This is a genomic window from Pseudomonas sp. HMSC076A11, assembly GCF_001810205.1.
Lineage (GTDB): Bacteria > Pseudomonadota > Gammaproteobacteria > Pseudomonadales > Pseudomonadaceae > Pseudomonas > Pseudomonas aeruginosa.
The window spans coordinates 33,085-53,223 of the sequence record NZ_KV800281.1; the positions used below are offsets into that span (position 1 = coordinate 33,085).

General features: G+C 67.7%; 16 protein-coding genes and 1 pseudogene. 11 read left to right on the forward strand and 6 right to left on the reverse strand.

Annotation, left to right across the window (positions count from 1 at the left end; translation table 11 throughout):
- Positions 1-691, reverse strand: a pseudogene (gene bauA / locus HMPREF2716_RS05745) (beta-alanine--pyruvate aminotransferase); the annotation flags it as partial.
- Positions 692-825: 134 nt separating this feature from the next.
- On the opposite strand from bauA, the gene bauR reads away from it, so the two are divergent.
- Positions 826-1,743 (forward strand): HTH-type transcriptional activator BauR, encoded by a 918-nt coding sequence (bauR, locus tag HMPREF2716_RS05750; RefSeq protein ID WP_017002050.1) that lies wholly within the window; start codon positions 826-828, stop codon positions 1,741-1,743.
- A 112-nt stretch (positions 1,744-1,855) separates the two neighbouring features.
- Here bauR and guaD read toward each other — a convergent pair whose 3' ends face one another.
- A complete protein-coding gene (guaD, locus tag HMPREF2716_RS05755) occupies positions 1,856-3,226 on the reverse strand; it encodes a guanine deaminase (protein WP_003142418.1) in 1,371 nt (456 codons plus the stop codon).
- 1,110 nt (positions 3,227-4,336) lie between these two features.
- On the opposite strand from guaD, the gene HMPREF2716_RS05765 reads away from it, so the two are divergent.
- The 5 genes from HMPREF2716_RS05765 (at position 4,337) to ahpF (ending at position 10,391) form a co-directional block, all read left to right on the forward strand.
- Complete coding sequence (locus HMPREF2716_RS05765) at positions 4,337-5,908, forward strand: ABC transporter ATP-binding protein (RefSeq protein ID WP_003121624.1); 1,572 nt, start codon at positions 4,337-4,339, stop codon at positions 5,906-5,908.
- Positions 5,908-7,005, forward strand: coding sequence for an ABC transporter permease (locus HMPREF2716_RS05770; protein WP_003112631.1), 1,098 nt, complete (start codon positions 5,908-5,910; stop codon positions 7,003-7,005). Before HMPREF2716_RS05765 ends, HMPREF2716_RS05770 begins: the two co-directional genes overlap by 1 nt.
- 21 nt (positions 7,006-7,026) lie before the next feature.
- Entirely contained in the window at positions 7,027-7,953 is a 927-nt protein-coding gene (locus HMPREF2716_RS05775) for an ABC transporter permease (protein ID WP_003083821.1), read from the forward strand.
- A 164-nt stretch (positions 7,954-8,117) separates the two neighbouring features.
- The gene (gene ahpC / locus HMPREF2716_RS05780; protein ID WP_003083828.1) at positions 8,118-8,681 is read left to right on the forward strand and encodes an alkyl hydroperoxide reductase subunit C; all 564 of its coding nucleotides are present in this window, start codon (positions 8,118-8,120) and stop codon (positions 8,679-8,681) included.
- 144 nt (positions 8,682-8,825) lie between these two features.
- Complete coding sequence (gene ahpF / locus HMPREF2716_RS05785) at positions 8,826-10,391, forward strand: alkyl hydroperoxide reductase subunit F (RefSeq protein WP_003111221.1); 1,566 nt, start codon at positions 8,826-8,828, stop codon at positions 10,389-10,391.
- A 79-nt stretch (positions 10,392-10,470) separates the two neighbouring features.
- Here ahpF and ppk2 read toward each other — a convergent pair whose 3' ends face one another.
- Positions 10,471-11,367 (reverse strand): polyphosphate kinase 2, encoded by an 897-nt coding sequence (ppk2, locus tag HMPREF2716_RS05790; protein ID WP_003119523.1) that lies wholly within the window; start codon positions 11,365-11,367, stop codon positions 10,471-10,473.
- A gap of 457 nt (positions 11,368-11,824) precedes the next feature.
- Here ppk2 and HMPREF2716_RS05795 point away from each other — a divergent pair, with 457 nt between their 5' ends.
- Positions 11,825-13,174 carry an 8-oxoguanine deaminase gene (locus HMPREF2716_RS05795; protein ID WP_004352010.1) on the forward strand — a complete coding sequence of 450 codons (1,350 nt, stop codon included), beginning with the start codon at positions 11,825-11,827 and terminating at the stop codon, positions 13,172-13,174.
- A gap of 106 nt (positions 13,175-13,280) precedes the next feature.
- Positions 13,281-14,333 carry a nucleoside hydrolase gene (locus HMPREF2716_RS05800; RefSeq protein WP_022580846.1) on the forward strand — a complete coding sequence of 351 codons (1,053 nt, stop codon included), beginning with the start codon at positions 13,281-13,283 and terminating at the stop codon, positions 14,331-14,333.
- 36 nt (positions 14,334-14,369) lie between these two features.
- Here HMPREF2716_RS05800 and HMPREF2716_RS05805 read toward each other — a convergent pair whose 3' ends face one another.
- The 3 genes from HMPREF2716_RS05805 to HMPREF2716_RS05815 all read right to left on the reverse strand — a co-directional run bounded on the left by HMPREF2716_RS05805 (position 14,370) and on the right by HMPREF2716_RS05815 (position 16,547).
- Positions 14,370-15,218, reverse strand: coding sequence for a nucleoside-specific channel-forming Tsx family protein (locus tag HMPREF2716_RS05805; protein ID WP_023097121.1), 849 nt, complete (start codon positions 15,216-15,218; stop codon positions 14,370-14,372).
- Positions 15,219-15,252: 34 nt separating this feature from the next.
- Positions 15,253-15,879: a nucleoside 2-deoxyribosyltransferase gene (locus HMPREF2716_RS05810; RefSeq protein WP_003083840.1), complete on the reverse strand. Its 627-nt coding sequence runs from the start codon at positions 15,877-15,879 to the stop codon at positions 15,253-15,255.
- A gap of 149 nt (positions 15,880-16,028) precedes the next feature.
- Positions 16,029-16,547, reverse strand: coding sequence for a nucleoside 2-deoxyribosyltransferase (locus HMPREF2716_RS05815; RefSeq protein ID WP_003128350.1), 519 nt, complete (start codon positions 16,545-16,547; stop codon positions 16,029-16,031).
- Between the two features lie 237 nt (positions 16,548-16,784).
- Here HMPREF2716_RS05815 and HMPREF2716_RS05820 point away from each other — a divergent pair, with 237 nt between their 5' ends.
- The 3 genes from HMPREF2716_RS05820 to HMPREF2716_RS05830 all read left to right on the forward strand — a co-directional run bounded on the left by HMPREF2716_RS05820 (position 16,785) and on the right by HMPREF2716_RS05830 (position 19,972).
- Positions 16,785-17,882: a BMP family ABC transporter substrate-binding protein gene (locus HMPREF2716_RS05820; protein WP_031631575.1), complete on the forward strand. Its 1,098-nt coding sequence runs from the start codon at positions 16,785-16,787 to the stop codon at positions 17,880-17,882.
- Positions 17,883-17,954: 72 nt separating this feature from the next.
- A complete protein-coding gene (locus HMPREF2716_RS05825) occupies positions 17,955-18,917 on the forward strand; it encodes an isopenicillin N synthase family dioxygenase (protein ID WP_031800961.1) in 963 nt (320 codons plus the stop codon).
- Positions 18,918-19,021: 104 nt separating this feature from the next.
- Positions 19,022-19,972, forward strand: a complete 951-nt coding sequence (locus HMPREF2716_RS05830; RefSeq protein ID WP_003112641.1) for an adenosine deaminase — start codon at positions 19,022-19,024, stop codon at positions 19,970-19,972.
- The last annotated feature ends 167 nt before the right edge of the window (positions 19,973-20,139 follow it).

Consider the following 20,139-nt stretch of genomic DNA (forward strand, 5'->3'; position numbering starts at 1 on the left):
AGCCGGACATCGGCTCGACGATCACCGCGGCGATGTTCGAGGCGTCGTGCAGTTCGATCAGCTTGAGCAGCTCGTTGGCCAGCTCGACGCCGCCGGTCTGGGCCATCCCGCGAGTGAACGCCATGCCCGGTTGAAGGGTGTGCGGCAGATGGTCGACGTCCATCAGCTGGCCGAACATCTTGCGGTTGCCACCGATCCCGCCGAGGCTGGTGCCGGCGACGTTGACCCCGTGGTAGCCGCGGGCGCGGCCGATCAGCTTGGTCTTCTGCGGCTGGCCTTTCAGGCGCCAGTAGGCGCGGGCCATCTTGATCGAGGTGTCGGCGCACTCGGAGCCGGAACCGGTGAAGAACACGTGGTTCAGTTCGCCTGGCAGCAACCCGGCGATCTTCTCGGCCAACTGGAAGGACAGCGGATGGCCGTACTGGAAGCCCGGCGAGTAGTCGAGGGTGCCGAGCTGGCGAGCCACCGCCTCCTGGATTTCCTTGCGCGAGTGGCCGGCGCCGCAGGTCCACAGGCCGGACAGGCTGTCGTAGACCTTGCGGCCCTTGTCGTCGGTCAGCCAGCTGCCTTCGGCGGCGACGATGATCCGCGGGTCCTTCTGGAAGTTGCGGTTGGCGGAGAAGGGCATCCAGTGGGCGCGCAGGTTGAGTTCGCTGGAAACCGGCGGGGCCACGTTGAGCGGCTGGTTCATCGTTCGATCCTCGGGCTTTCTTGTTGGAAGGTTCCGCGCACGCGGCGGCGGAGCGTTGGATCAAGCTTGGCCCTGACGAAAGGTTAGATAAAGCTTATTCTTCTCACGTTTAGTTTCGACTGGGTAAAACAATAATGGCCAAATCCCGCAACCCGTCGCTCGGCCAGGTCAGCGATTTCGATATCCGCCTGCTGCGCATCTTCAAGACCATCGTCGAGTGCGGCAGTTTCTCCGCCGCGGAGAGCACTCTCGGCCTCAGCCGCTCGGCGATCAGCCTGCACATGGGCGACCTGGAGAAGCGCCTGGGCATGCGCCTGTGCCAGCGCGGCCGCGCCGGCTTCGCCCTGACCGACGAGGGCCGCGAGGTCTATCGCGCGACCCAGACCCTGCTGGCGGCGCTGGAGGGGTTCCGCGCCGAGGTCAACGACCTGCACCAGCACCTGCGCGGCGAACTCAACATCGGCATCATCAACAACCTGGTGACCCTGCCGCAGATGCGCATCACCCACGCTCTCAGCGCGCTCAAGGGGCAGGGACCGCAGGTGCGGATCAACATCGGCATGACCACCCCCAACGAGATCGAACTGGGCGTGCTCGACGGTCACCTGCATGTCGGCGTGGTGCCGTTGATCAGTCCGCTGTCGGGGCTCGAGTACCTGCCGCTGTATGACGAGCACGCGCAGCTCTATTGCAGCCGCGGCCACGCACTGTACGAGCGCGCCGACGGCGATATCGCGGTGGACGAGGTGCTCGCCGCGGACGCCGTGGCGCCCAGCTACCGCCTGCCCGCCGAAGCCCAGGCGCGCCACCAGGAGCTGAACAACAGCGCCAGCGCCTCGGACCGTGAGGGCATGGCATTCCTGATCCTGACCGGCAACTTCATCGGCTACCTGCCGTCGCACTACGCTGCCGACTGGGTCGCCGCCGGGATGCTGCGGCCCCTGCTGCCGGAGCGTTTCCACTATGCCATCGCGCTGACCATCGTGACCCGCAAGGGACGCCGGCCGAACCTGGTGCTGGAGCGCTTCCTGGAGGCGGTGGCGGTGTCGTGAGGGCGCGGATGGAGTAACGCGAGCTTCGGCCGCCCGCCGAACGGCGTCTTTTCTCTACGGCGCGAGGAGGTGGCATGCAGCGACGGGCCGAGCCAACGCGGGAAAGAGACTCTCACCCCTTCACATGGCGCCGCTCCCCCATCACCCAGGTCTCCGCCACCGCGCGGTCGTCGCCCAGGGTGTTCAGCACGAACAGGGTATCGGCCAGGCCGCGCGCATGCTCCATGCGCTGGGCGATCATCGGCGTGGCGGCCAGGTCGAGGGCGACGAAGTCGGCTTCGCGGCCGGGCAGGAAGTTACCGACCAGGCCGTCCAGGTCGAGCGCCCTGGCGCCGCCGAGGGTGGCCAGGTAGAGCGCCTGGAACGGATCGAGGCTGGTGCCGCGCAATTGCTGGATCTTGTAGGCGTCGGCGAGGTTGGCCAGCAGCGACAGGCTGGTGCCGCCGCCGACGTCGCTACCGATGCCGACGCGGATGCCGTATTGCTGGGCGCGGCCAAGGTCGAACAGGCCGGAGCCGATGAACAGGTTGGAACTGGGACAGTGCGCCAGCGCCGCGTTCTTGTGCGCCAGGCAGCGGCATTCGCGTTCGGAGAGATGGATGCCATGGGCGAACACGCTGCGTTCGCCGACCAGGCCGGCGCGATGATAGACGTCCAGGTAGTCCTGCGCCTGGGGAAACAGCTCGCCGACCCAGGCGACTTCCTTGAGGTTCTCCGAAAGATGGGTGTGCAGGTAGACGCCGGGATACTCGTCCAGCAGGCGCGCCGCCGCGGCCAGTTGCTCGGGCGAGGAGGTCGGCGCGAAGCGCGGGGTGACCGCGTATTGCAGGCGCCCGTTGCCGTGCCAGCGCTCGATCAGCGCGCGGCTCTCGGCGTAGCCACTGGCCGCGGTATCGCACAGCGCCGGCGGCGCGTTGCGGTCCATCAGCACCTTGCCGGCGATCATCCGCAGGCGGCGCTTCTGCGCGGCCTGGAAGAATGCCTCGGCGGATACCGCATGGACCGTGCCGAACACCAGCGCGGTAGTGGTGCCGTGGCGCAGCAGTTCGTCGAGGAACAGCTCGGCCTGGGCGGCGGCGTAGCCGGCATCGGCAAAGCGCTGCTCGGCGGGAAAGGTGTGGGTTTCCAGCCAGTCCAGCAGTTGGGTGCCGTAGGAGGCGATCACTCCGAGTTGCGGGTAATGCACATGGCAGTCGACGAAGCCGGGCAGTAGCAGGCGCTGCGGATGCTCCTCCAGCGGCAGGTCGGCGGGCAGTTGCGGCAGCAGGTAGGTTGCGTGATCGAGCGCGCGCACGTGGCCGTGTTCGATCCACAGCAGGCCGTCCTCGAAATACTCCCAGGCCTTGTCGCCGAGTTTCGCCGGGTCGCCGAGGAAATGCAGGATCCGCCCGCGATGGGCCGAACTGCTCATCGCGCTCCCGCCGTGGTCGGAGTGCAGGATAAGTGGGGGGACGAAGTTGCCAGCAGGTACTGCATCGTTCATCTCCTCTGCTGCCGGAATGGCGCTTTCGCCTCTTTAGTCCGGGAAATCGACGGAAATATCCCGTCTTTGGCGCGTGATCTCGCTTCCGCCATTATGCACTGTGCGCATGCTGTGGATAAGTCTGTGTGTAGCGCGTGTGCGGAAAGATTGCACGAGCCATTGCGGGATGTGCCCATCTGGCTTCCGGCAGGCGATCCGCGGAAAGCGTTCCGGCACCTTGAATCCGCCTTGCGAAATGCCCGGTCGGCAACTGGCGCTTCTGTGGGTTTGTCTGTGGAAAAGCTGTTCGCATTCCCCGTTGAAAAAATGCCTTCGGCGGTCGGGGGAAAGGCATTGGACGGAGCCGCAGGATTTCTCCCGGTTGGCGAAAGAGCCAGGGAAAAGGTGCTGTGGAATGCGCCACGACGGTGCATCGCGAAACTGTGGACAGCGGATCCACCCATGGCGCCGCCGAGCATGCTTCCGTCGATCGCCGCGGACTTTCCTGGAAAGCCGGAAAACCCAGTATTCCTGGGCATCATGGCGTCTAAAGGGGAAGTCCTGGAGACATTTTCACGGGCATTCCCGTTCCGCGGGTTTCCTGTGGAAAAGCTGTTGGCAAACTGTGCCGGAAGCGGGCCGCCGGGGCTGCCCCAGGGATTCGGCCGACCCGTGGCTTGGCCGGGAGAGATCGTCCTGCCGTGCTCCTCCGAACGGCTGTCGATATCTTGTGGATAAAGCTGTTGGCAAAGTGTTGGAAAAAATGCCTTGCCAGGTCGCGCCCATGGCCTGCCGGGTTGGCTGTTTTCTGTCCACCGCCGATGTTGCGAAAATCGCCGGGACGATCGGCGCGGGAGGCTTCCCAAGGTCCCGGATGGGCTCCCGACACGCTGTGGATAACTCTGTGAGCAAGGTGGTGATGACTGTTTTGCGACAAATGCTCACGCGGGTGCGCCGCAGGGTTGCCCGCAAATGTGCCGCGGCGTCCCAGGCGTGCCCCGGCTTGGTGCCGCTCGGCGCGGGAGCCTGGTCCGTGGCTCCCGGTGCAAGCCGCGTTCCAGGGCTTTCCTGACCTCCTGGCCAGGTATTTGCACCGGCCGCCGCATCGTCGAGCAACCGATCGGGTCCGCCATGTCCGCACCTTCCTCCTTCGCGCCGCCGCGCCTCGAACTGCGCGGGATCAGCAAGCGTTATCCGGGTTGCCTGGCCAACGACCGCATCGACCTGTGCATCGACGCCGGCGAGATCCACGCCCTGCTCGGTGAGAACGGCGCCGGCAAGAGCACGCTGATGAAGATCATCTACGGCGTGACCCGTCCCGATGCCGGCGAGGTCCGCTGGCAGGGCGAGCCGGTGCAGGTACGCGACCCGGCTCGCGCCCGGGCGCTGGGGATCGGCATGGTGTTCCAGCATTTCTCCCTGTTCGAGACGCTCAGCGTGGCGGAGAACATCGCGCTCGCCCTCGGCGCCGAGGCGGGCAGCCCGCGCCGGTTGGAGGCGCGTATTCGCGAGGTGTCGCAGCGCTACGGCATGCCGCTGGAGCCTCGCCGGCTGGTCCATGGGCTGTCCATCGGCGAGCGCCAGCGGGTGGAGATCGTGCGCTGCCTGATGCAGGACATCCGCCTGCTGATCCTCGACGAGCCGACCTCGGTGCTGACCCCGCGCGAGGCCGAGGATCTCTTCGTCACCCTGCGCCGTCTTGCGGAGGAGGGCTGCAGTGTCCTCTTCATCAGCCACAAGCTGGCCGAGGTCCGTGCGCTCTGCCAGCGCGCCACGGTGCTGCGCGGCGGACGGGTGGCCGGACAGTGCGTGCCGGCGCAATGTTCCGATCTCGAGCTGGCGCGGCTGATGGTGGGCGACGCCGAGGGCCTGGCGGCGGAGTATCCGAAGGTCACCGGCGGCGCGCCTTTCCTCCAGGTGCGCGACCTGCACTGGCGCAACCCGGACCCCTTCGGCGTGTCCTTCGCTGGCCTCGACCTGGAGGTGCGCAGCGGCGAGATCCTCGGTATCGCCGGGGTCGCCGGCAACGGCCAGGACGAGTTGCTTGCCCTGCTCAGCGGCGAAGTGCGCCTGCCGCGCGCCCAGGCCGAGCGCATCCGCCTCGGCGGCTGCGCCGGCGCGCACCTGGCGCCGGATGCGCGGCGCCGCGCCGGCCAGGCCTTCGTGCCCGCCGAGCGGCTGGGGCACGGCGCGGTGCCGGAGATGAGCCTGGCGGACAATGCGCTGCTCACCGCCTTCCAGCAGGGACTGGTTAAGCGCGGGTTGGTCCGGCGGCGCAAGGTGCTGGCGCTGGCCGAGGAGATCATCCGCCGTTTCGCCGTGAAGGCCCCGGGTGCCGGGGCGCCGGCACGCAGCCTTTCCGGCGGCAACCTGCAGAAGTTCATTCTCGGCCGCGAGATCCTCCAGGCCCCGCGCCTGCTGGTGGCGGCGCATCCCACCTGGGGCGTGGACGTCGGCGCGGCGGCGCTGATCCACCGCGCGCTGATCGCCTTGCGCGATGCCGGTACGGCGATCCTGGTGGTCTCCGAGGACCTCGACGAGCTGTTCCTGCTCAGCGACCGCATCGCCGCGCTGTGTTCGGGTCGGCTGTGCCCGGCGGTCGCCACCGCGAGCGCTTCGCCGCAGCAGGTCGGCGGCTGGATGGCCGGTCAATTCGAGGCGCCGGCGGCGGTCGCCGGCGCCGTTGCCCAAGGGAGCCTGTGATGCTGTTGTCCCTGGAACCGCGCGGCCGGCAGTCGCGCTGGATGCTGCTGGCCTCTCCGCTGCTGGCGGGGTTGCTGACCCTGGTCTGCGGCGCGCTGCTGTTCGCCTGTCTCGGCCACGATCCCTGGCAGACCCTGCATACCGTGCTGGTACAGCCGCTCAGCGACCTCTATGGGCTCGGCGAGCTGCTGGTCAAGGCCATGCCGATCCTGCTCTGTGCCCTCGGCCTGGCACTGGCCTACCAGGCGCGCGTGTGGAACATCGGCGCGGAGGGCCAGTTGCTGGTCGGCGCCCTGGCCGGCAGCGCGGTGGCGATCCAGTTGCTCGACTGGCAGAGCCGCTGGGCGCTGGCCTGGGTGCTGCTCGCCGGCACCGCTGCCGGGGCGCTCTGGGCCGGGTTCGCCGCCTGGCTGCGAACGCGCTTCAACGCCAACGAGATCCTGACCACCATCATGCTCAACTACATCGCGCTGAACCTGCTGCTGTACGGCGTGCACGGGCCGTTGAAGGACCCGGATGGCTTCAACTTCCCGCAGTCGGCGCTGTTCGGCGAGGCCAGCCGCCTGCCGGCGCTGTTCGAGGACAGCCGGGTGCACCTTGGCGCATTGTTCGGCCTGCTGGCGCTGGCGGCGGTCTGGGTGCTGGCGCAGCGCAGCTTCCTCGGTTTCCAGGTCCGCGTGCTCGGCCTCGACCGCCGCGCCGCCGGTTTCGTCGGTTTCCGCGAGAAGCGCCTGGTCTGGTTCGTGCTGCTGTTCTCCGGCGCGCTGGCAGGCCTGGCCGGCGTCTGCGAGGTCGCCGGGCCGATCGGCCAACTGGTGCCGCAGGTCTCGCCGGGCTACGGCTATGCGGCGATCACCGTGGCCTTCCTTGGCCGTCTCAATCCGTTCGGCATCCTCTGCGCCAGCCTGCTGATGGCGTTGCTCTACCTCGGCGGCGAGGCCGCGCAGATGAGCCTCAACCTGCCATTGGCGCTGTCCGGGCTGTTCCAGGGGATGATGCTGTTCTTCCTCCTCGCCTGCGACGTGCTGATCCTCTACCGCCCACGTTTGCACGGACGCTGGCGCAAGCGCCCGGCGCTGCGCGACGCCCTGGCCTGACCGAACCGCCGAGGAACCACGATGGATATCGATCTGCTCGACAACCTGCTGTTCGCCATGGTCCGCACCGGTACTCCGCTGCTGCTGGTGGCCCTGGGCGAACTGGTCTGCGAGAGAAGCGGGGTGCTCAACCTGGGCCAGGAGGGGATGATGCTGTTCGGCGCGGTGATCGGCTTCATGGTCGCCTTCTCCAGCGGCAGCCTGTGGCTCGGCGTGCTCCTCGCGGTGCTCGCCGGCATGCTGCTGGCGGCGCTGTTCGCCGGGGTCGCCCTGTACCTGAACGCCAACCAGGTGGCCTGCGGCCTGGCGCTGACCATCTTCGGCGTCGGCCTGTCGTCGTTCGTCGGCGCCGCCTGGGTCGGCAAGCCGCTGCAAGGGTTCGCCCCGCTGGCGCTGCCGGTGCTGGGCGAGTTGCCGCTGCTCGGGCGCATGCTGTTCGCCCAGGACGCGCTGGTCTACCTGAGCCTGGCGCTGTTCGCCGCGGTCGCCTGGATGCTCCTGCGCAGCCGCGCCGGGCTGGTTCTCCAGGCGGTCGGTGAGAACCCTGACGCGGCCAGCGCGATGGGCCTGCCGGTGCTGCGCGTGCGCACCCTGGCGGTGCTCTTCGGCGGCGCCATGGCCGGCCTGGCCGGTGCCTACCTGTCGCTGGCCTACACGCCGATGTGGGCGGAGAACATGACCGCCGGACGCGGCTGGATCGCCCTGGCGCTGGTGGTCTTCGCCAGTTGGCGGGTGTTCCGCGTGCTGCTCGGTGCCTGGTTGTTCGGCCTGGCCAGCATCCTGCACCTGGTGGCCCAGGGGATCGGGCTGTCGATTCCGGCCAACCTGCTGGCGATGCTGCCCTATGCGGCGACCATCCTGGTGCTGGTCCTGCTCTCCCGCGATGCCCTGCGCACCCGGCTGTATGCCCCGGTTTCCCTGGGCCAGCCGTGGAAGGCCGGGCACTGACGAGGGCAGGTTCTTCGATTAGTTGTTTTAACTATTTATATATTCTTCGATAGATTTAGATAATTTCACTGATGGCCTAAATCAATGGGGCATTTTTGCCGAACCCCGTTAAGATTCTCCCAGTCGATTTGAAACACCCCATTCAACTGAGAGAGGAACGACTGATGTCCCTGATCAACACTCAAGTCCAACCGTTCAAGGTCAACGCTTTCCACAACGGCAAGTTCATCGAGGTGACCGAGGAATCCCTGAAGGGCAAGTGGTCGGTCCTGATCTTCATGCCGGCTGCCTTCACCTTCAACTGCCCGACCGAGATCGAAGACGCCGCCAACAACTACGGCGAGTTCCAGAAAGCCGGTGCCGAGGTCTACATCGTGACCACCGACACCCACTTCTCGCACAAGGTCTGGCACGAAACCTCCCCGGCAGTCGGCAAGGCCCAGTTCCCGCTGATCGGCGACCCGACCCACCAACTGACCAACGCCTTCGGCGTGCACATCCCGGAAGAAGGCCTGGCCCTGCGCGGTACCTTCGTGATCAACCCGGAAGGCGTGATCAAGACCGTCGAGATCCACTCCAACGAGATCGCCCGTGACGTCGGCGAGACCGTGCGCAAGCTGAAGGCCGCCCAGTACACCGCCGCCCACCCGGGCGAAGTCTGCCCGGCCAAGTGGAAGGAAGGCGAGAAGACCCTCGCTCCGTCCCTGGACCTGGTCGGCAAGATCTAAGACCGCGCCGGCGGCATTCGCCGCCAGCCTCTCCGGCGGACGATCCCTCGCGGATCGTCCGCCCTTCACCCAGCCAACGCGCCGTGCAGGGCGGATGTCCCATCCGCCGGGGATACGTTTGCCCGAATTTCGAGGAGCTGAACCATGTTGGACGCCAATCTTAAAACCCAGTTGAAGGCCTACCTGGAAAAGGTCAGCCAGCCGTTCGAGATCGTCGCGTCCCTCGATGACAGCGACAAATCCCGCGAGCTGCTGGGCCTGCTGCAAGACATCGTCGGCCTGACCGACAAGATCACCCTGAAGACCGACGGCAGCGATGCGCGCAAACCGTCGTTCTCGTTGAACCGCCCCGGTGCGGACATCGGCCTGCGCTTCGCCGGTATCCCCATGGGCCACGAATTCACCTCGCTGGTGCTGGCCCTGCTGCAGGTAGGCGGCCACCCCTCCAAGCTCGACGCGGACGTGATCGAGCAGGTCAAGGGCATCGAGGGCACCTTCGAGTTCGAAACCTACTTCTCGCTGTCCTGCCAGAACTGCCCGGACGTGGTCCAGGCGCTGAACCTGATGGCCGTGCTCAACCCGAACATCCGTCACGTCGCCATCGACGGCGCGCTGTTCCAGGATGAGGTCGAGGCGCGCCAGATCATGTCGGTGCCGAGCATCTACCTCAACGGCGAAGTCTTCGGCCAGGGCCGCATGGGCGTGGAAGAGATCCTCGCCAAGATCGACACCGGCGCCGCCGCCCGCGACGCCGAGAAGCTGACCGCCCGCGACGCCTTCGACGTGCTGGTGGTCGGCGGTGGCCCGGCCGGAGCCGCGGCGGCGATCTACGCCGCGCGCAAGGGCATTCGCACCGGCGTCGCCGCCGAGCGCTTCGGCGGCCAGGTGCTGGACACCATGGCCATCGAGAACTTCATCTCGGTGCAGGAGACCGAAGGGCCGAAGCTGGCACGGGCGCTGGAAGAGCACGTGCGTCACTACGAGGTCGACATCATGAACCTGCAGCGCGCCAGCAAGCTGGTTCCGGCGAAGAACGCCGGCGAGTTGCACGAGGTGCGGTTCGAGAGCGGCGGCAGCCTCAAGGCCAAGACCCTGATCCTCGCCACCGGCGCTCGCTGGCGCGAAATGGGCGTGCCCGGCGAGCAGGAATACAAGGCCAAGGGCGTGTGCTTCTGCCCGCACTGCGATGGCCCGCTGTTCAAGGGCAAGCGCGTGGCGGTGATCGGCGGCGGCAACTCTGGCGTCGAGGCGGCCATCGACCTGGCCGGCATCGTCGCCCACGTGACCCTGCTGGAATTCGACAGCAAGTTGCGCGCCGACGCCGTGCTGCAACGCAAGCTCTACAGCCTGCCGAACGTCGAGGTGATCACCAGTGCCCTGACCAGCGAAGTGAAGGGCGACGGCCAGAAGGTCACCGGCCTGGTGTACAAGGACCGCAACTCCGAGGAGTTCAAGTCGATCGAGCTGGAAGGTATCTTCGTGCAGATCGGCCTGCTGCCCAACACCGAGTGGCTCAAGGGCAGCGTCGAGCTGTCGCCGCGCGGCGAGATCATCGTCGACGCCCGTGGCGAGACCTCGCTGCCCGGCATCTTCGCCGCCGGCGACGTGACCACGGTGCCGTACAAGCAGATCGTGATCGCCGTGGGCGAGGGCGCCAAGGCTTCGCTGAGCGCCTTCGACCACCTGATCCGGACCTCCGCGCCGGAGTGACCCGGCCAGCGACCGTCGAACCAGGGACGCCCGGAGCGCGAAAGCGCCCCGGGCGTTTTCGTTGGCGCGACCGCCCGCCTCAGGCCGGGATATCCAGGTTCGCGTGGCCCGGCGCGGCGGCCGCCTCGGCGTAGACCTTCTCGTCGTCCTCGATCACCCGCGAGGCCGGCCCCACCAGCAACGGGTCGGGCTCATGGGCGATGCGCCGGTCCTTGTCCGGGTAGTCCAGCGAGTGCAGGAAGTGGCGGATGCAGTTGAGTCGCGCGCGCTTCTTGTCGTCGGACTTGATGACCGTCCACGGCGCGTCGGCGGTGTCGGTATGGAAGAACATCGCCTGCTTGGCGGCGGTGTAGTCGTCCCACTTGTCCAGAGACTTGATGTCGATGGGCGACAGCTTCCAGTGCTTGAGCGGATCGTCGCGGCGCGAGATGAAGCGCCGCAGTTGTTCCTCGCGGCTCACCGAGAACCAGTACTTGAACAGCAGGATGCCGCTGTTGGTGAGCATGCGCTCCAGCTCCGGCGCCTGGCGCATGAACTCCAGGTATTGCAGCGGCGAACAGAAGCCCATGACCCGCTCGACGCCGGCGCGGTTGTACCAGGAGCGGTCGAAGAAGACCATCTCGCCGGCGGTGGGCAGATGTTGGATGTAGCGCTGGAAATACCACTGGCCCTGCTCCTGGGAGGACGGTTTCTCCAAGGCTACGATCCGCGCGCCGCGCGGGTTCAGGTGTTCCATGAAGCGCTTGATGGTGCCGCCCTTGCCGGCGGCGTCGCGGCCTTCGAACAGGACCACCACGCGCTGGCCGGTCTCCTTCACCCAGCTCTGCACCTTGAGCAGTTCGATCTGCAGGTCGTGCTTGGCCTTCTCGTACTCGTTGCGGCGCATCCGCGTGTGATAGGGATAGTTCGCCGGCAGGCTCGCCGAGGTGCTGTCCTCGCTGCTGCCGTGGGGCGCACTGGCGACCTGCAGGGCCACCGGCTTCTGGCTGATTGCCTGGATCTCCTCGCGGGCCTTCTGCGCCGGGCTGGCCACTCGCGGGCGGCGGGTCGCCGGCTTGCGCGGGGCGCGGCGGGCGGCTGGCCGGGCCGGCTTGGCCGGCTGCGCGGCGGGTTGCTCGGGGGAGGGGGGACTGACAGTGGGTTCTTCGCTCATGCGGGACTCCTTCCGTTCTACGTTTTCAGCTATGCAGTCCCCCACTCTATGCCCCTGCCGGGAGGCGTCCGTTGACCCCCATCAAACCGCGCCCGGCCGCCACCGGGAGGAAAGCCTTACACCTCTCCAGAAATCCCTTGTAGGATATCGCCACGCGCGTGGCGCCCCGTCGTCGCCCCGCGGACCTGGATCAGCAGACAGGGTGAACACTGAGCTGGCTCTCATCAACCGAGGGCCGGCAGCGTTCGCGCCGGCCCGCCGATCCGACGAAGGTCCGCACATGTCCCGCACCTGGATTCGCAATCCCCTCGCCATCTTCACCGCCAACGGTCTCGACGCCGCCGGCGGCCTGGTCGTCGAAGACGGCCGCATCGTCGAGCTGCTCGGCGCCGGCCAGCAGCCCGCACAACCTTGCGCCAGCCAGTTCGACGCCAGCCGGCACGTGGTGTTGCCGGGGCTGGTCAACACCCATCACCACTTCTACCAGACCCTCACCCGCGCCTGGGCGCCGGTGGTCAACCAGCCGCTGTTCCCCTGGCTGAAGACCCTCTACCCGGTCTGGGCGCGGCTGACCCCGGAGAAACTCGAACTGGCCACCAAGGTGGCGCTGGCCGAGCTGCTGTTGTCCGGCTGTACCACTGCCGCCGACCACCACTACCTGTTTCCCGGCGGCCTCGAACAGGCCATCGACGTGCAGGCCGGGGTGGTCGAGGAACTGGGCATGCGCGCCATGCTCACCCGCGGCTCGATGAGCCTCGGCGAGAAGGACGGCGGCTTGCCGCCGCAGCAGACGGTGCAGGAGGCCGAGACCATCCTCGCCGACAGCGAGCGACTGATCGCCCGCTACCACCAGCGCGGAGATGGTGCCCGGGTGCAGATCGCCCTGGCGCCCTGCTCGCCGTTCTCGGTGACTCCGGAGATCATGCGCGCCAGCGCCGAACTGGCGGCGCGCCACGACGTACGCCTGCACACCCACCTGGCGGAGACCCTCGACGAGGAAGACTTCTGCCTGCAGCGCTTCGGCCTGCGCACCGTGGACTACCTGGACAGCGTCGGCTGGCTCGGCCCGCGCACCTGGCTGGCCCACGGCATCCACTTCAATGCCGAGGAGATCCGTCGTCTCGGCGAGGCCGGCACCGGTATCTGCCACTGCCCGAGTTCGAACATGCGCCTGGCCTCGGGCATCTGCCCGACCGTGGAGCTGGAGGCGGCCGGCGCGCCGATCGGCCTGGGGGTCGATGGCTCGGCTTCCAACGACGCCTCGAACATGATCCTCGAGGCGCGCCAGGCCCTGTACCTGCAACGCCTGCGCTACGGCGCCGAGCGGATCACCCCGGAACTCGCCCTGGGCTGGGCCACCCGTGGCTCGGCACGCCTGCTCGGACGCAGCGACATCGGCGAGCTGGCCCCCGGCAAGCAGGCCGACCTGGCCTTGTTCAAGCTCGACGAGCTGCGCTTCTCGGGGAGCCACGACCCGCTCTCGGCGCTGCTGCTGTGCGCTGCCGACCGTGCCGACCGGGTAATGGTCGGCGGCGCCTGGCGAGTGGTCGACGGTGCCGTGGAAGGGCTCGACCTGGCCGCCCTGATAGCCCGCCACCGCGAGGCGGCGAGCGCCCTGATCGCCGGGTGAGGCGGGCGCCGACGGAGGAGGCGCCAGGCTTCCTCTGTCGGTTCGCATAGGTCGGCGCCTGGCCTGCAACCGGCTAGACTTCGGCATCCCCCACCAGGAGCCGACCATGTCCCGCGCCGCCCGCCCCCGCAATCGCTTTTGCAGCCTTCTGCTAGGACTCTCCCTGCTGATGCCCGCCAGCCTTCCTCTGTCCGCTGCCGAAACGGCGGCGGCGCAATCGCCGCGGACCCTGATCATCGACACCGACCCGGGCGCCGACGACGTGATCGCCCTGCTGTTCGCCATGGCCTCGCCGAAGGAGCTGAAGATCCAGGCGCTGACCACCGTCGCCGGCAACGTGCCGCTGGAAAAGACCGCGCGCAACGCCCGGCTGGCCCGCGAGTGGGGCAAGCGCCCGGATATCCCGGTCTACGCCGGCGCCCCGCGGCCGCTGCTGCGCACGCCGATCTACGCCGCCGACGTACACGGCAGCGAAGGCATCACCGGCGTCGAGGTGCATGAGCCGAAGCAGCCGCTGGCCGAAGGCAACGCGGTGGACTACCTGATCCGTACCCTGCGCGCGGCGCCGGAGAAGAGCGTGACCCTGGCCATGCTCGGCCCGGAGACCAACCTCGCGCTGGCCCTGACCCAGGCCCCGGACATCGTCAAGGGCATCCGCGAGATCGTGATCATGGGCGGCGCCCACTTCAACGGCGGCAACATCACCCCGGCCGCCGAATTCAATATCTTCGCCGACCCCCACGCGGCGGAAATCGTGCTCAAGAGCGGGGCGCCGATCACCATGCTGCCGCTCGACGTGACCCACAAGATCCTCACCAGCCCCGAGCGCATCGCCAAGCTGCGTAACCTCGGCAACCGAGCCGGCAAGACCGTCGCCGACATCCTCGACGCCTACGTCCAGTACGACATCAAGTACTACGGCCTGAAGGGCGGCCCGGTGCACGACGCCACGGTGGTCGCCTACCTGCTCAAGCCCTCGCTGTTCAAGGGCAAGCGGATCAACGTGCAGGTCGACAGCCGCGAGGGCATCACCTTCGGCCAGACCGTGGCCGACTGGTACGGCGGCCTCAAGCAGCCGGCCAACGTCGAGTGGATCAACGAGGGCGATGCCCAGGGGTTCTTCGACCTGCTCGCCGAGCGTATCGCCCGCCTGCCCTGAGCGGGCTTCCCGCGGCGCCCGGCGTGGGCGCCGCGCTCAGAACGCGTAGCCGACGTTGAAGTAGTGGCCGATCCCGCTGGAGTCGGTGCGGCGTCCGTCCAGTTGCTCGCCGTCGCGCCACTGGGTCATGTTGCGGTAGACCTTGGCGCCGTAGCCGAACTTCCAGTGTTCGGTGTGATACCAGAGCCCGAGGTAGGCCTGGAAGCCGTTATCGGTACGGTATTCGCGCTCGAAGGCATCGTCCTTGTCGGGCAGCTTCGAGCCGAACTCGTAGTCGAAGAAGCCCTGGAAGGCGATGAAGCGCTTGCCGCCGAACTGCGCCAGCGGCTTGAACCAGTTCATGTGGGCGACGTAGCCGTCCCAGGCGTTCTCGTTGGACGCGCCGTAGTTCTTGTCGATGTAGCGCGCGTAGAGATTCAGCCCCACCGTACCCAGCCAGGGCAGCTCGGTGTTGGTGCCGATGCCCGACCACAGCACGTTCAGCCCCGGTCCCTGGCGCGCGTCGGCGTAGTAGTAGTCGAAGGCGACGAACCATTCGCGGATCGGGCCGATGGAGAAGTCGCGGCCGAGCAGGCGGTCGATGGAGAGACGTGGCTCGATGTCGACGAACCAGTTCTCGCCGTCGGGTACGTCCGAGCTGGCGTCGTCGAAGAGGTTCTTGTAGTCGATGTAGCCGTACAGGTCGAGCACCCCCTTGCGGCCGCCGAACTCCCATTCCAGGTAGCTGTCGTCGGTCAGGTAGGGGCCGCCGCGCTGGTTGAACGCGCGGTAGACGTGCAGGTTGTTCCAGAGCCCTTCGCGGGCGGCGTTCTCGTCGTTGTTTTCGGCGTCGAAGGCGGCGGCCGCGCACAGCGGGGCGGCACAGCACAGCAGGGCTTTGCGCATGGGAAGTCCTTGCCTGGAGTGGGACGGGTCGGACTCAGCCGCGGGATTGCCCGGCGAGTTGCCGGAGAGCCTGCTCGGCGTCGCCGACGACGATCCTGCCGGGCACCGCCAGCATCAGGTTGAGCGGCAGGCCGAACTCTTCCAGGGCCATGCCGTCGCGGTCGCGGGTCGGATCCTCGCCGACCAGCTCCGGGGCGTGCCGGCGGATCCGCTCGGCGTAGCTGCCGGCGTCGTCGACGTAGCCATAGACCGGCTTGCCGAGAGCGGTGGCGTAGCCGACCTCGAAGGCGGTGCCGCTGTCCGGCTCGGCGCCGCGGAAGAAGTTCAGGTTGGCCAGCACCGCGTCGGCGCGTTCGATCAGGCCGATGTTGGCGCGGTAGATCCAGGCCGCCTGTTCGCGCGGCTCGGCGAGCTGTTTCGGCAGCGCGTTGTCCAGCGGGTATAGGCCTTCGAAGCCGTAGCGTGCGCACAGTGCCTTGAGCGCTTCGCCGTGGGCGACGGCGTCGGCGCGGAACACGTCGGGACCGGCCAGATAGAGTTTCCGCGGTCTGGCCGCGGCGCGTACGCCCGGCAGGCTGCCGAGCAGGGCGCCGGCGGGCAGCAGCAGGGCCGCCAGGCGCAAGAAGGTACGACGGCTGCTGGAACCGTTGGATCGGCTCATCGGATGCTCCCCCCAGGATGCCGGACGCCCCGCGCGGGGGCCGTTGTTGTCCGGGGATTATGGGCAGCAAGCGACATGCCAGGCGGCGCCTACCTGGCAGCAGATAGGCGGCGGCTCGGGTGCTTCTTCCGGCGCTCGGCGCGGGCGCTTCAGGCGTTCCCGCCGAGTTCCTCGGCGAGGCGTCGCAGGGCCTCGCGCGGACCGCCGGCGACCAGCCGCGAAGGCACCGCCAGCATCAGGTTCAATGGCAGGCCGAAACCCTCCAGTTGCCAACCGTCGCGGTCCTCGCCGGGGCGCTCGCCGAGCCATTCCGGGGCCAGCCGGGCGAGGCGCTCGGCGTAGGCGCCGGCATCGCTGAGGTAGGCATATACCGGCTTGCCCAGGGCCAGGGCGTAGCCCACTTCGAAGGCGGTGCCGCTGTCCGGCTCGCTGCCGCGGAACGGTTCGAGGTTGGCCAGCACGCAGTCGGCGCGCTCGATCAGGCCGACATTGGCGCGGTAGATCCAGGCGGCCTGTGCGGCCGGCTCGCGGATGTCGGCGGGCAGGGCGTGGTCGAGCGGGTAGAGGCCGAGGAAACCGAACTCGGCGCAGAGCGCCTTGAGCATTTCGCCGTGGGCCTCGGCGTCGGGGCGGAAGACGTCCGGCCCGGCCAGGTAGATCGCGGTCATCGCGTGCGTGCCTTGTTACGGAAAGCCAGCGCCCATGGTAGGCCATCGTGGCGGCGCCGGCATGCACCAAGCGATGGCGCGCTGCACCGTCCTGCAGCCGCGCCGGCATGGCGCGGCACGCAGAAGCGCGGGCTTGAGCGGAGTTGTCCGGGTGGTCAGGTAATTGCATCGGCGGGCGGGCTGAACGCGAAGCCACGCCCGATGGCCAACCCTGCACTCACCGGAGCACGCCCATCCATGAAACACCGTCGCACGCAATCCCGCATGTCCGTCCTGCGCCGCCTTGCCGTCGTCCTCGGCCTCGGCGCCTGCGCTCTCGCCGCCGAGGCCGCCGATCCACTGAAGATCGGCTTCGTCTATGTCGGCCCGGTCGGCGACCACGGCTGGACCTACCAGCACGAGCTGGGCCGCCGCGAACTGGTGGAGCACTTCGGCGACAAGGTGAAGACCAGCTTCGTCGAGAACGTCGCCGAGGGCGCCGACGCCGAGCGGGTCATCCGCAACCTGGCGAAAGACGGCTACGGCCTGGTCTTCACCACCTCCTTCGGCTACATGAACCCCACCGCCAAGGTGGCCCGGCAGTTTCCCAAGGTGACCTTCGAGCACGCCACCGGCTACAAGCGCGACAGGAACCTCGGCACCTACCTGTCGCGCTCCTACGAGGGACGCTACGTGGGCGGCTTCCTCGCGGCGAAGATGACCCGCAGCCACAAGATCGGCTACATCGCCTCGTTTCCGATTCCCGAGGTGATCCGCGACATCAACGCGATCCAACTGGCGCTGGACAAATACGACCCGCAGGCCGAACTCAAGGTGATGTGGGTGAGCACCTGGTTCGATCCGGGCAAGGAAGCCGACGCGGCCAACGCGCTGATCGACCAGGGCGTCGACGTGGTGTTCCAGCACACCGATAGCCCGGCGCCGATCCAGGCCGCCGAGCGTCGCGGGGTGTACGCCGTGGGCTACGCCTCGGACATGCAGCACTTCGGTCCGAAGACCGTGCTCACCTCGATCGTCAACGACTGGGGCCCGCACTATATCCGCTCGGCCCAGGCGGTGATGGACGGCACCTGGAAATCCGAGGACTTCTGGGGCGGCCTGGCCGAGAGTACGGTGGTCCTGCCGCTGAACCAGGAGGTGCTGCCGGCGCCGGTGCGGGAAGAGGCGGGCAGGCTGATCGAGTCGATCCGCAGCGGAGCCTTCCACCCCTTCACCGGGCCGATCCGCGACCAGTCCGGCAAGGAGCGTTTCGCCGCCGGCGTCAGCGCGACCAATGCCGACCTGGCGTCGATGAACTATTACGTGGAAGGCATCAAGGCCGACCTGCCGAAGTGAGCCCTGGCCTTGTATGGAAAAAGTCGCCGAGCGCAGGCACTTTCCGTACAGGGCCCATCGAGGAGAGCGCGATTGGACCGTCTACCCATCATCGACATCGCCCCGCTCTACGGTGCCGACCGTGGCGCCTGGAACGACGTGGCGCGGCGGATCGACCAGGCCTGCCGCGAGTGGGGCTTCTTCTACATCGCCGGACACCCGTTGCCGGCCGCGCGCTTCGAAGCCCTGCTGGCGGCGGCGCGGGAGTTCTTCGCGCTGCCCGTCGAAGAGAAGCTGAAGATCGATATCACCCGTAGCCGCAATCATCGCGGCTATGGCGCGATCGCCACCGAGCAGCTCGACCCGGCGTTGCCCAGCGACTTCAAGGAGACCTTCGACATGGCCCTGCACCTGCCGGCGGAGCATCCCGACGTGCGCGCCGGCAAGTCCTTCTACGGGCCCAACCGACACCCCGACCTGCCCGGCTGGGAGGCCCTGCTGGAAGGACACTATGCCGACATGCTGGCGCTGGCCCGTACCGTGCTGCGCGCCCTGGCCATCGCCCTGGGGATCGAGGAGGACTTATTCGATCGCCGCTTCGAGCAGCCGGTCAGCGTGTTCCGCCTGATCCACTATCCGCCGGCCTCGGCCCGGCAGAGCGCCGACCAGCCCGGCGCCGGCGCGCACACCGACTACGGCTGCGTGACCCTGCTCTACCAGGACGCCGCCGGTGGCCTGCAAGTGCAGAACCGCCAGGGCGAATGGATCGACGCGCCGCCCATCGACGGCACCTTCGTGGTCAACATCGGCGACATGATGGCGCGCTGGAGCAACGACCGTTACCGCTCGACCCCGCACCGGGTGATCAGCCCGCGCGGGGTGCACCGCTACTCCATGCCGTTCTTCGCCGAACCGCACATGGACACCGAGATCCGCTGCCTGCCGGGCTGCTTCGACGCGGACAACCCGCCGAAGTATCCGCCGACCACCTGTGGCGATTGGCTGACCTCGCGCTTCGCGCAGACCTATGCCTATCGGCGCGGCGAAACGGCCTGAGCCGCCCGTCGCGCGCGGGAGCGGCTCGTGGGTTTGCCGCGGGCCTGACTCCCGGGACAGGTTAAACTTGCCGGCCAAGACCAGCCTGATCGAGAACCCACCCCATGTACGAATGGCTCAACGCCTTGCCCAAGGCCGAACTGCACCTGCACCTGGAAGGTACCCTGGAGCCGGAGCTGCTGTTCGCCCTCGCCGAGCGCAACCGCATCGCCCTGCCCTGGAACGACGTCGAGACCCTGCGCAAGGCCTACGCCTTCAACAACCTGCAGGAATTCCTCGACCTCTACTACGCCGGCGCCGACGTGCTGCGCACCGAGCAGGACTTCTACGACCTGACCTGGGCCTACCTGCAGAAGTGCAAGGCGCAGAACGTCGTCCACGTCGAGCCGTTCTTCGACCCGCAGACCCACACCGATCGCGGCATTCCCTTCGAGGTGGTGCTCGCCGGCATCCGCGCCGCGCTACGGGACGGCGAGAAGCTGCTGGGCATCCGCCATGGGCTGATCCTCAGCTTCCTCCGCCACCTCAGCGAGGAACAGGCGCAGAAAACCCTCGACCAGGCGCTGCCGTTCCGCGACGCCTTCATCGCCGTCGGCCTCGACAGCTCGGAAGTAGGGCATCCGCCGAGCAAGTTCCAGCGGGTCTTCGACCGGGCCCGCAGCGAAGGCTTCCTCACCGTCGCCCATGCCGGCGAGGAGGGGCCGCCCGAGTACATATGGGAAGCCCTCGACCTGCTCAAGGTCGAGCGCATCGACCACGGCGTACGCGCCTTCGAGGACGAGCGGCTGATGCGGCGGCTGATCGACGAACAGATCCCGCTGACCGTCTGCCCGCTGTCCAACACCAAGCTCTGCGTGTTCGACGACATGAGCCAGCACACCATCCTCGACATGCTCGAACGCGGCGTGAAGGTGACGGTGAACTCCGATGACCCGGCCTACTTCGGCGGCTATGTCACCGAGAACTTCCATGCCTTGCAGCAGAGCCTGGGAATGACCGAGGAGCAGGCCAGGCGCCTGGCGCAGAACAGCCTGGATGCGCGCCTGGTGAAGTGAGGGGCGGCGTGCCGGGTAGCCCGGCGCGCGACCCGCAAGGCGTTTCGTCGTCGCCGGCTTCTCGGTATTGATGATAAGCATTATCATTTGCGGGCCTGCTCAGCATTCCCATGGCGCCGCCCCGGCGCCGGCTTTCGTGCAGCCGTCCTCACCGATGCCCGACCGCG